Genomic DNA, 10,553 nt, shown 5'->3' with positions numbered 1-10,553 from the left:
TGGCGCTGCGTCGGCGTGTCTCGACTTCGCTCGACACGAACGGAAGGTTGTTCGCACCGAAGGTCTTTAGGCCACTCCCGCAAACTTGTCCTTCTTGCGCTTGCCGAAGCGCATGTCGCCTTCCAGCCGCGCGCGCAATTGCGTGTAATAGGCCTCGAGGAACGCCGCCTCGTCGCCCGCCCCTGCGTCCCAGCCGATCTTGCGCGCGATCGATGCCGCCACTGCACGCATCGCCTCGTCCTGCCGGTCGTGCAGCACGCCCTCGAGCACTTTCAATTCGTATTCCCCGTAAACCGCCAGTTCCGCCGCGCCGAAGCGGTACGTTGCGCCGGTCTCGGTGCTGCTGCCTTTCGCCGCGGCGCGGGTGGAGATCGCTTGTTTCAGCTTGTTGCGCGGTGCTTCGACCACCCACGTGCCCGCGATCACGTCGCCGCAGCGCAGCCGATCCTTGTTAAAGAACGGGAACAGCACGAACACCGCGAACCACGCCAGGCTGGCCCAGCCGGCCAGATCGGTATCGCCGCCCTCGCTCCATGCGCGCATCACGAACACGAACGGCAGGAACAATTCGATATCGCGGATCAGGTTGCGCGCGATCACCGCCTCGGTGGTCAGCCTGCCGCCCGAACCATTGGAAGCCCGCGCCGCCACGCGCACGCCCGCCAACCGCTTGCCGGGGGTGGCGCCGCGCGGGCCCAGTTCGAAGAACAGGAAATAGGCGTGGCGGAACAGGAACATGGTGATGAACCAGAACACCGCCAGCACTTCGAAGGTCAGCCCTGGGCCGTTGCTGCCCTTCCGCCCGATGCGGGTAAGGTCAACGCTGACCGCGTGCGCCAGCCACACCAGCAGCACGGTCGTGCCCGCCATCAGCAACACGATCAGCACCAGATCCATCGCCAGCGCCCCTGCGCGCGCCGCCCGGCTGGCAAGCAGGAACGGCAGCCGCAAGCCTTCCGCCGTGATCACCGTGCGGCGGCGGTCGTGCGTGTCGATCGCGCGATCGGACGCGAACGCCTTCAGCGCCTGGCGACGACGAGGGGCCTTCATGGCGCAGCGACCGATCCCGGCCGCCGCCGCCATGCGAACAGGTAGCCTGTCCAGAACACCAGCATGAACAGCCCGATCGCCAGCCGGCCCAGGCTGGTATCGACCAGTTGCCGTGCGAAGGCCTCGAGCAGCGCGGCCACGATCAGCATCATCACCACGCCCACCATCACCGTGGCCGCGCGGCGCCCGGCGGCGGCCGCGGCATCGAGCACCGTCAGCGATCCGGGGAACACCATCGCACGGCCCACGTGCAGGCCGGCTGCGCCCGCCAGCAGGATCGCGTAAAGCTCGGTCGTGCCGTGGACAGCCAGCCAGCAGGCAAAATCGAACAGCAGGCCTTGTCCCGCATAAAGCCACAGCATCGCGCCCATGATCGCGGTGTTCTGGAGCAGCAGCATCAAGGTCGGCAGCCCGAACGCGAAGCCCAGCGCAAAGGCCAGGATCGAGACGGTGCTGTTGTTGCTGAACAGATAGCTCGCCATCACGGTCAGCCCGTTCTGGTCCGAATGGCCGAACAGCGTGCGTTGCAGCACCGCGCGGCTGGCGCCGGGCACGCGTTCATCGGTGAACTGGCCGGGCACGAGCGCGTAATACCACTGCACGTCGCTGCGCACGAGCAGCCAGCCGACCACCACGCCCGCCACCATCGTGGCGAGCGCAACGAAGATGTCGACGCGGATCGCGCGCACCGCCTCGCCCCAGCCGCCGCCGAGGAAACGCGCCAGCCACGAGCCCAGCGAGGCGCGCGGGCCATAGACGATGAACCACGCGCGCTGCGCCAGTGCTTCCAGATAAGCGATGGTGGCGGCATCGAGCGTGGTCTCGCGCGCCACCGCGAGGCTGGAGGCGAGCGTGCGGTAAAGCGCGGGCAGCGCCAGCAGATCCTCGTCCGAAACGCGGCGCAAACGGCCTTTCTCGATCGCGGTGACGATCGCCTCCAGCCGCCGCCATTCGCCTTCGCGCGCGATGCGGAAACGGTCTGAACGCAAGGTGGCGTCTTCGACCGCGAGCACTTGCGCGTCCTCGCGCCGGCGGCCGAACGGAAGGCGATCCAGAAGCGAACTCATCCGATGCTCCCCGCGCGCTTGACCGAAAGGTAGCTGTCGAGCAGCCGCGTATCGATCGCTTCGTGCGGTGCCTCGATCACCGAAACCCCCAGCCGGCGCAGCTTTTCAAGCACCAGCGCGCGCTGCCTGGCCAGCGTGGTGGCGGTGACCGCACGCGCCACGGCGGCCAGATCGGTGGCAGGAGCATCGGCGAGTCCGGCCAGTTCGGTATCGGCCATCGTCACGAACAGCACGCGGTGGCGCGCAATCAGCCGGCCCAGCGCCTCGACCATCAGTTCGGCGCTGGTAGGATCGGTGAATTCGGAGAACACCACCACCAGCGCGCGCCGCTGCAACCGCGCAGCCATGGTGGCCAGGCCGAGCGTGAAATTGGGCTCCTCGGCCCGGTAATCGAGTTCGGCGGCGGCGCGTTGTAGGCGGTGGAAATTGCGCGTGCCCGAAACGAACGGCGTCGCCACCAGCGGGTGCGCGGCAAAGCCGAACAGCATCACCCGGTCACCCTCGCGCAGTGCGACGTAGGCCGTGGTCAGCGCGGCGGTGACGGCGCGGTCGATCCGCGCGATGCCGTCGATCGGTTCGCACATCGCCTGGCCACAATCGAACGCGAACACCACCGGGTTGTTGCGCTCGCTTTCGTATTCGCGCGCATAGAGCTTGGCGTGGCGGGCCGAGCTTTTCCAGTCGATGCGGCGGCGGTCCATGCCCGGTTCGTAATCGGCGAGCGCCTCGAAATCGGCGCCTTCGCCACGGATGCGGCGCGCGATGAGGCCGGTCTGGGCGTCGCGCAGGAAGGTCTGGAAGGCGGGGCTGCGGATCGGTGCAATGTTGGGGCGGATCGCGATCGGGTGGGCCAGATCGCGCGATACCTGCCGCATGGCCAGGCCGAGCGGGCCGGGCCAGCGCAACCACACTCTGGCGATTGCGCCGGTGCCGCGCCGGGCAGGGGTAATCTCGGTGTGGCCGCTCCACGCGCCGTGTTCGGGGGTCAGCGCGAATTCGCATCGACCAGTGGGGTCGAGCCGGGCATCGAGCGCCAGCGCGGCATGGGGCGGGGTAGGGGGCTTGGCGGCAAAATCGGCGAGCAGGGTTACGGTAAAGGGGGCGCCGACTTCGGCATCGACGGGGGCGATCAGGCGCAAGTCGGTGCAGGCGGGGGCGAGGAATGCGTCGGCGAGGACGAGCAGCAGCAGCGCAAGTCCGAGCGCGGGCGCGATGATCCAGGCGGCGGGCTGGAGCGCGCCGATCAGCAGTGCGACGGGGGCGGCCAGCGCCAGCACCAGCGCGGCGCGCGGGCTGGGGTAGAAGCGCAACGGGCCGGGGGTCATTGCTGGTTGCTCGGTGCGCGCAATGCCCACCCCGCTGCGACTAGGACTTGCCAAGCGGCAAGCCCAAGTCTCGCTTCCCTCCCGCAAGCGGGCGGGGAAAGCGTGGTCCCCCGCCCGCTTGCGGGGAGCCGCAGGCGTTCCGCAGGAACAGCGGTTACGGGTGGGCCCTTTCTTGTCCCTTCCATCACCGCGGCGCTTCCGTCCGCGTCACCAGATCGCCCACAATCGCCTCGATCGGCTTGCCCTCGATCTCGGCCGCCGGGCTGAGCAACAACCGATGGCGCAACACCGCGCCCGCCAGTGCCTTTACGTCGTCGGGGATCACATAATCACGCCCATCCAGCGCGGCACGGGCGCGCGATGCGCTCGCCAGCAACACGCCGGCGCGGGGGGAGGCGCCGGCAAATAAATCGGCAGTGTCGCGCGTCGCGCGCATCAGCCGGACGATGTAGTCGGTCACGCTCTGCGCCATTATTACGCTTGCAACGGCACTGCAAGCCGCGCGGATCAACGCTGCATCAGCCACCGCGGTCACGCCCAGCGCCACCGGATCGGGCGCGCCCTGGCCGGCACCGTATTGCGTGACGATCCGCGCTTCCTCCTCGGCGCTGGGGTAATCGACCAGCAGCTTGAACAGGAACCGGTCGAGCTGCGCTTCGGGTAGCGGATAGACGCCCTGGCTTTCGATCGGGTTCTGCGTCGCCACCACCATGAACCGATCGGGCAAGGGATGGATCGCGCCATCGAGCGTGACGCGGCGTTCCTGCATTGCCTCCAGCAGCGCGGCCTGGGTCTTGGGCGGGGTGCGGTTGATTTCGTCGGCCAGCAGGATCTCGCGGAAGATCGGCCCTCGGGTCAGCGTGAACTGGCTGGTCTGGAAGTTGAACAGGTTCGAGCCGAGGATATCGCCCGGCATCAGATCGGGCGTGAACTGGATGCGCCCGAAATCGAGGCCCAGCGCGCGCGCGAAGCTTTGCGCCAGGAACGTCTTGGCGGTGCCCGGCGGACCTTCGAGCAGCACGTGCCCGCGCGACAGCAGCGCGATCAGCAGGTGATCGACCACTTCGTGCTGGCCGACGATGGCCTTGCCGATTTCGCCCCGGATCGCGGTGGCGAGCGTGGTCACGTCCGCAAGCTGCATGGTGGTGGTATCAGTCACGGCTTTTTCAGTCACGTCAGGGCCTTTTCGATGGTCTGGAGCGCCGCAGCATGGCGGGCAAGGTCGTGGGGGCCGCGCGCGGAGCGCAGTGCCCCGGCGGTCTGGCTGAAGAGGGGCAGGGCGGGTGCGCGCCGGGCCTGCGCGGCATCGATTGCAGCTTCGGTCGCCGCTGCATCGAGCCCGCGCGGCAGCCGCAATGCCAGCGCAATCCGTTCGCGCATCATCGTTGCATAAGGCGCCGCCACCAGCCGCAGCCGGCCGGCGCGGCGGATGAGGCCCGCGCTGTTGTCGACCAGCGCGGTCTTGCCCAGCGCAATTGAACGTGCGCGCAAGCGCGGCGGGCCGAAGCGCACGAACGCGCGCCACCCGGTCGCCAGCGCGGCCAGCAGCAGGCACAAAGTGGCGGCCAGGTACGGCGGCCGGAACGCCAGATCGACCAGGCTGCGCGTGTGGCCGTACCCGTTGAGCGTCTGGTCGAACAGCACGGGCACGCGCCGCCCCTGTCCATTTGGCCCGCCTCCTGTCGCCACGACCAGCGCGCGCGCCATCAGCGCGGTGCGCTGGTCGGCCAGGCCCCAGTTGTTGAGCAGGTCGGGTTCGAACACGAACACCAGCGGGAACAGCGCTTCATCAGCGCCGCCGATGCCGTGCGGCAGCCCGCCGAAATCGTACAGCGCATCATACTGGCCCGCATCGCCGATAAGCGCGGCGAGCAGCCTTCCATCCCCGCTCGTGACCAACGGAACCAGCCCTCGGCCGCTGCCCGATTCGACCGCTTCGGCTTGCGGCAGTGCTCCGCTGAACGCGCCGGCGTGCCAGTTGCGCGCGGCGGTGCTGGCAGGCTTGCCCAGCGCCACGCCGATTTCGTCGTGGAAGTCCTTCCACTGCGGTGCAGCCGTCCCGCCCAGGATCACCCAGCCGCGCTTTGCCGTCAGGCTTTGTGATTTCATCGCCAGCCACTTGGGGGCGATCACCATCGTCGGCCCGATCTTGCGCCGCGCCTCGACGATTTTTTCCAGCTTGGCGCCATCGGCATCGGCAGGCGGGGTCAGCACCAGCAGCCCGGGCTGCGCCAGTCCCGCAGGATCGCGCACTTTTCCCACGTCGAAGCCATCGGCATCGAGCAGCGCCACCAGCCCGGCAAAGCCGTTGAGCCCCTTGCCGCCGGCATGGGCATTGCCGTCGTTGGCGCTGCCGCCGGTGGCCGCGGACATGCCGTAAAGCGCCACCACGAACGCCAACGCGCCGAACAGCACCAGCGCCAGCACGCCGCGCGTGGTGAAGGCCGCGGGGTTTGCAGCAGGGTCGCTCACCGCGATTCGGTCGCTTTGTCGGCCAGCGCGAATTCGGCATAAGCCGCCCGCGCGCGCTCCCAGTCTTCGCGCACCAGCCCGGTCAGCGCGAACAGGCTGCGTTCGACCTCGCGCGCGATCACCGTGAACGCAGCCCGCGCGCGCCACGGCAGCCGGGGATTGGCGCCGATTTCGCGCGATGTGCTCGATGGCGCGAGCCAGTCGGGGCGCGAGGCGGCGATCTCGCCCACGCTGCGGTGAAGCAGCAGCCGCGCCGCCTCGTCGTACCGGCCCGCCGCCGCCAGCGCATCGGCGTCCTCCAGCAGCGCCAGCGCGGCATTGGTATCGGGTGTCCACTCTGGAACCGGCTTCGGCGCCGTGCGTCGCGCCAGCCAGCGCGGCCACAGCAGCACCCACGCCGCCCATAGCAGCCCGGCGCCCGCCAGCACGATCAGCGCAATTTCGATCGTGCGCGCATTCAGCCCCAGGATTTGGCTCAGGAACCGCGCAATCGGCGCGACCAGCCAGCCCAGCGCCCAGTCGATCGCGTTGCCGATGCCGGCGAAAATATTGCCGAGGAACCGCCCCAATGCCACCAGCCATTCGGGCGGCGGCTTCTGCGGGGGATCGACGATCGGCACGAATTGCAGGTCCGAAGCGGAACGCATCGTTCGCCACGCCGATGCTCCTGGAGCTTCGGTGGCTTGTGTCGCTGCAATGGCCCCGATGGTGGCGGTCACGCAATCCTGCTCGCACGGCGGCGCATTGCTGGCAAGCGCCTGCCCTTTCGGACGTGGCGCTAGTGCGGGCGGGTTGTGGTCAGGTTAACGCCGGGAAGGCCACCGCACCAAATAAGGAAGTGCCCACCCCCAGTCGCTCCCGCAAGCGGGCGGGGGACCAGGCTAACCCCGCACCCGCTCCAGCGGATACGTCCCCAGCACCCTCAGTTCCTTGCAGTGGAACGCCAGCTCCTCAAGGCTGCGGTCTACCGCCGGATCGCCCGGCGCACCCACGATATCGGCGAAGAACGCGGTGGCCGAAAAGCTGGCCCCGCGCTGGTAGCTTTCCAGCTTGGTCATGTTGACGCCGTTGGTGGCGAACCCGCCCAGCGCCTTGTACAGCGCCGCGGGAATGTTCTTCACTTCGAACACGAACGTAGTCAGCGCCGGGCCGGTCACGCAGCCCGCAGGCAAAGGTTCGCGCGCCAGCACCACGAAGCGCGTGGTGTTGTCGTGCGCGTCTTCGACATTGTCCTCGATCGCTTCCAGCCCGTACAGTTCAGCCGCGATCCTGGGTGCAATCGCGGCCAGCGAGGGATCGCCCAAGTCTGCCACATAGGCCGCTGCGCCTGCGGTATCGGCGTAGGACAGCGGCACGATCCCGCGTGTCCGCAGATAGATGCGCGATTGGCCGAGCGCCTGCGGGTGGCTGTAAGCGGCAGTGATGGCGGGCCTTTCCCCCACGCAACGCGGCGCCATCAGCGAGTGATGGATGCTCAGGAAGTGCTCGCCCACGATGTGCAGCCCGCTTTCGGGCAGCAGGAAATGGATGTCGGCCACGCGGCCATGCTGCGAATTTTCGATCGGAATGATCGCGCGGCCGGCGCGCCCTTCGGTAACGGCATCGAGCGCGTCCTCGAACGAGAAGCACGGCAGCGGCAGGCAGGTATGCGCGACTTCCATCGCTGCGCGGTGCGAATTGGCGCCGGGCGCGCCCTGGAACGAAACCGCGCGAGCGGGATCGGCCGTAGCGGCTTCGGCCATGCGCTCGACCAGGCGAGCGGCGGATTCGGGATAGGATGACATGTCGCGTTGCCTGTTGTTCTGGGCCGGTGCCGCAACCGAAACTCGCTCAACCGCGAGTATCGGCAGAAAATGCGCTTAGGGTTGCTCCGGCGCAGGGGCAAGTCTTGGCACAGCGCTATGGGGCGATACTATAGGGCGATCCGCATTCGGCTGATTTTGGCCCTTCACCCTCTTGCACCATCGCGGAGCCGACACTAGAGCAACGGCCAAGCAGCTTGCGTGCGATTGTACGCGGGCAAACGCGCGCGGGGACCCGGTCTCAAGCCGGTTTGCGCGACACCACGGCCAAGGGGCATCAAATGGACGACCGGTTCAACACTATTGCCGGATGGACCTTGTTCGGCGGCATCGCCGCGCTGGGTCTGGCAAGCCTTTCCAGCCACTATTTCCTGGCCGACAAGCCCGAACGGCCGGAAAAGATGGGCTATGCCATCGCCGGCGTCGAAGTCGAAGGCGCCGCTGCGGTCAAGGAAGTGCCGCTCGAACAGCGCCTTGCCACCGGCGACGTCAAGAAGGGCGAAGCCACCTTCGCCAAGTGCACCGCCTGCCACAGCATCGCCAATGGCGGCGCCAACGGCATCGGCCCCAACTTGTGGGCCGTGGTCGGTGAAGGAATTGCGCAGGGTCGCGGCGGCTATGCCTTCTCGGATTCGCTGAAGGGCAAGGGCGGCAAGTGGCAATTCGCCGAGCTCGACAAGTGGCTCACCAATCCCAAGGCTTACGCCGAAGGCACCAAAATGTCCTTCGCCGGGCTGACCGATGGCCAGGATCGTGCCAACGTGATCCTGTACCTGAACGCGCAGGGCTCCAACCTGCCGCTGCCCAAGTTCGACGCCGCAGCGGCCGCCGCAGCCGCCGCAGCCGCTCCCGCCGCCGGTGCCGCACCGGGAGTCGTCGCAATCGCAGCCGGTGATGCCAAGAAGGGCGAAGGCGTGTTCGCCAAGTGCATGGCCTGCCACACGATCGCCAAGGGCGGCGCCAACGGCATCGGCCCCAACCTTTCGGGCGTGGTCGGCGAAGGCATTGCATCGGGCCGCGGCGGCTATGCGTTCTCGGACGCACTCAAGGGCAAGAGCGGCGGCAAGTGGGATGAAGCCACGCTCAACGAATGGCTCACCAGCCCGAGCAAGTTCGCCGCCGGCACCAAGATGACCTTCGCCGGGCTGACCGACGCGCAGCAGCGCGCGGATGTGATCGCCTACCTCAAGGCAAACTGACTCCGGGCGGGTTTCTTGCCGCACACGTTTGAAAAGGGGCGCAGCGATGCGCCCCTTTTTGATTCAAGCAGCAATTTCAGCGATCACCGTCCAGTTCGATCACCCCCACCACCCCCGCCACCCGCAGCAAGCGCCGCACTCGTCAGTCCGGCAAGCAGGATCGTGGCGGCGAAAATCGGGCCCATACGGCGATCGGTCATGAGCGGGCTCCTCGTTTTGCGGATTCCGTCTTCGGGCAACGCAGCGCCGCCCTGCGCCCATCCTAGCATCGGGTGGGGGTTTATTCCGTGTGGTTGGTGATATTTTTTTGGGGCAGGGGAAAGGAGCCTCTGGCGGGCAAGGGCCCCAAAGCATTTGCAACGCAAATGCGACAACAGCAAACGGCCCTTGCATCCCGGCATTTGTTCGATCGGTAACCTGCCACGATTTGAGTTGAGATCGGTATTCCAATGGACGTTTGGCTGCTACCTCAAGTCAAATGACGATCCCGGACTATCAAACTTTGATGTTGCCTGTGCTTGCGCTTGCCGCCGCAGGCGAAACGCGTGTTCCGCTTGCGGCAAGTCGCCTTGCTGATGAGCTTGGCCTGTCTGAGGAAGAACGCGAGGAGCGCCTGCCCAGTGGTTCGCAGCGCTTGCTGCACAACCGTATACACTGGGCCAAGTTCTACATGACCAAGGCTGGGCTCATCGAGAGCCCGAAACGCGGAACGTTTCTAGCCACTCCTGCCGGGAAGGCGTTGCTGGCCACAAGGCCCGAGCGGATCGATGTTGAAACCCTCAAGCAATATGACCAGTTTTCGACCTTCTATAAGTCGACAGGCAAAGAATGCGCCGTCGAAGAACCCATCGCTCCCGCCGAAGCCGTTATAGTCTCAGCGACGCCGGAAGAGCAGATCGACTCTGCCGGGTTGGTGCTTCATTCCGCGCTCAAGACGGAATTGCTAGATCGGATACTGGCTCAAACGCCTACCTTTTTTGAGCACGTGATCATCAATCTTCTTGTTGGCATGGGTTATGGCGGGACTCATGAAGATACCGCCCTTCGCCTCGGCAAGAGCGGTGACGGCGGGATCGACGGCGTAATCGACGAAGACAGGCTGGGCCTCGATCGCATTTACGTACAGGCCAAGCGGTACGCCTCACACGTTTCTGTCGGCCGCCCCGAAGTTCAGGGATTTGTGGGCAGTCTCGTCGGGCTCGGTGCAAGCAAGGGCGTGTTCGTCACCACATCAAGCTTCAGCAAGCAGGCAGTCGAGTATGCCAAGGCCCTGCAACAGCGGGTGATACTTATCGACGGATCACGTCTGACCGACCTGATGGTGGAATTCGGTGTCGGCGTTCGCCTCAGCCGTATTGTCAAAGTGATGCGGCTGGACGAGGACTTCTTTGCTGATGAAGACTGACGCGTCCACCGGATACCTTGACCCATCTTTGCTCCACGATTTTCCTACATCGCCCCGAACTGCTACGCCCGCCGGGCTCTTTCAAATCGTCGGTAATACCAACCTGCACTGATCATGACCCACGCGCCCATTTGCGGCGGCCGATGGTCATGATGTGCCAAGGCTGATCGATGAGCTTGTTCCAGGCTTCGCAGCAGTGGTCGATGATGTTGTCGTAGGATGTGAAGACGCGG

At 66.4% G+C, this 10,553-nt stretch carries 9 protein-coding genes and 2 pseudogenes; 3 read left to right on the top strand and 8 right to left on the bottom strand.

All coding sequences use genetic code 11. The features are described from left to right. Positions 1–66: 66 nt before the first annotated feature. The 7 genes from Q0R16_RS15420 to Q0R16_RS15390 all read right to left on the bottom strand — a co-directional run bounded on the left by Q0R16_RS15420 (position 67) and on the right by Q0R16_RS15390 (position 7,698). Positions 67–1,050, bottom strand: coding sequence for an RDD family protein (locus tag Q0R16_RS15420; protein WP_295638005.1), 984 nt, complete (start codon positions 1,048–1,050; stop codon positions 67–69). Continuing rightward, positions 1,047–2,117, bottom strand: a complete 1,071-nt coding sequence (locus Q0R16_RS15415) for a stage II sporulation protein M (protein ID WP_295638003.1) — start codon at positions 2,115–2,117, stop codon at positions 1,047–1,049. Before Q0R16_RS15415 ends, Q0R16_RS15420 begins: the two co-directional genes overlap by 4 nt. Continuing rightward, on the bottom strand, positions 2,114–3,442 hold the full coding sequence (locus tag Q0R16_RS15410) for a DUF58 domain-containing protein (protein ID WP_295638012.1): 1,329 nt from the start codon (positions 3,440–3,442) through the stop codon (positions 2,114–2,116). Before Q0R16_RS15410 ends, Q0R16_RS15415 begins: the two co-directional genes overlap by 4 nt. 184 nt (positions 3,443–3,626) lie before the next feature. Continuing rightward, positions 3,627–4,583, bottom strand: coding sequence for a MoxR family ATPase (locus Q0R16_RS15405; protein WP_295638010.1), 957 nt, complete (start codon positions 4,581–4,583; stop codon positions 3,627–3,629). A gap of 29 nt (positions 4,584–4,612) precedes the next feature. Next, entirely contained in the window at positions 4,613–5,914 is a 1,302-nt protein-coding gene (locus tag Q0R16_RS15400) for a DUF4350 domain-containing protein (protein WP_295638000.1), read from the bottom strand. Further along, positions 5,911–6,633 (bottom strand): hypothetical protein, encoded by a 723-nt coding sequence (locus tag Q0R16_RS15395; protein WP_295637998.1) that lies wholly within the window; start codon positions 6,631–6,633, stop codon positions 5,911–5,913. The genes Q0R16_RS15400 and Q0R16_RS15395 overlap by 4 nt, the downstream gene beginning before the upstream one ends. 162 nt (positions 6,634–6,795) lie before the next feature. Further along, complete coding sequence (locus Q0R16_RS15390; RefSeq protein WP_295637995.1) at positions 6,796–7,698, bottom strand: prephenate dehydratase; 903 nt, start codon at positions 7,696–7,698, stop codon at positions 6,796–6,798. A 299-nt stretch (positions 7,699–7,997) separates the two neighbouring features. Here Q0R16_RS15390 and Q0R16_RS15385 point away from each other — a divergent pair. The 3 genes and pseudogenes from Q0R16_RS15385 to Q0R16_RS15375 all read left to right on the top strand — a co-directional run. After that, positions 7,998–8,579 (top strand): annotated as a pseudogene (locus Q0R16_RS15385) (cytochrome c family protein); the annotation flags it as partial. A gap of 18 nt (positions 8,580–8,597) precedes the next feature. Beyond that, positions 8,598–8,915, top strand: a complete 318-nt coding sequence (locus Q0R16_RS15380; protein ID WP_295638008.1) for a cytochrome c family protein — start codon at positions 8,598–8,600, stop codon at positions 8,913–8,915. Positions 8,916–9,393: 478 nt separating this feature from the next. Then, entirely contained in the window at positions 9,394–10,320 is a 927-nt protein-coding gene (locus Q0R16_RS15375; protein WP_295637992.1) for a restriction endonuclease, read from the top strand. A gap of 112 nt (positions 10,321–10,432) precedes the next feature. Here the strand turns inward: Q0R16_RS15375 and Q0R16_RS15370 are convergent. After that, positions 10,433–10,553 (bottom strand): annotated as a pseudogene (locus tag Q0R16_RS15370) (IS630 family transposase); the annotation flags it as partial.

This window comes from Novosphingobium sp. (assembly GCF_025351285.1).
Classification (GTDB): domain Bacteria; phylum Pseudomonadota; class Alphaproteobacteria; order Sphingomonadales; family Sphingomonadaceae; genus Novosphingobium.
This window is presented reverse-complemented; position numbering and strand designations above follow the sequence as displayed.

What these genes read in the sequence shown, in the direction of transcription:
- Q0R16_RS15420 (WP_295638005.1), bottom strand. Translation starts at nt 1,050, where the DNA reads ATGAAGGCCCCTCGTCGTCGCCAGGCGCTGAAGGCGTTCGCGTCCGAT.
- Q0R16_RS15415 (WP_295638003.1), bottom strand. Translation starts at nt 2,117, where the DNA reads ATGAGTTCGCTTCTGGATCGCCTTCCGTTCGGCCGCCGGCGCGAGGAC.
- Q0R16_RS15410 (WP_295638012.1), bottom strand. Translation starts at nt 3,442, where the DNA reads ATGACCCCCGGCCCGTTGCGCTTCTACCCCAGCCCGCGCGCCGCGCTG.
- Q0R16_RS15405 (WP_295638010.1), bottom strand. Translation starts at nt 4,583, where the DNA reads ATGCAGCTTGCGGACGTGACCACGCTCGCCACCGCGATCCGGGGCGAA.
- Q0R16_RS15390 (WP_295637995.1), bottom strand. Translation starts at nt 7,698, where the DNA reads ATGTCATCCTATCCCGAATCCGCCGCTCGCCTGGTCGAGCGCATGGCC.
- Q0R16_RS15375 (WP_295637992.1), top strand. Translation starts at nt 9,394, where the DNA reads ATGACGATCCCGGACTATCAAACTTTGATGTTGCCTGTGCTTGCGCTT.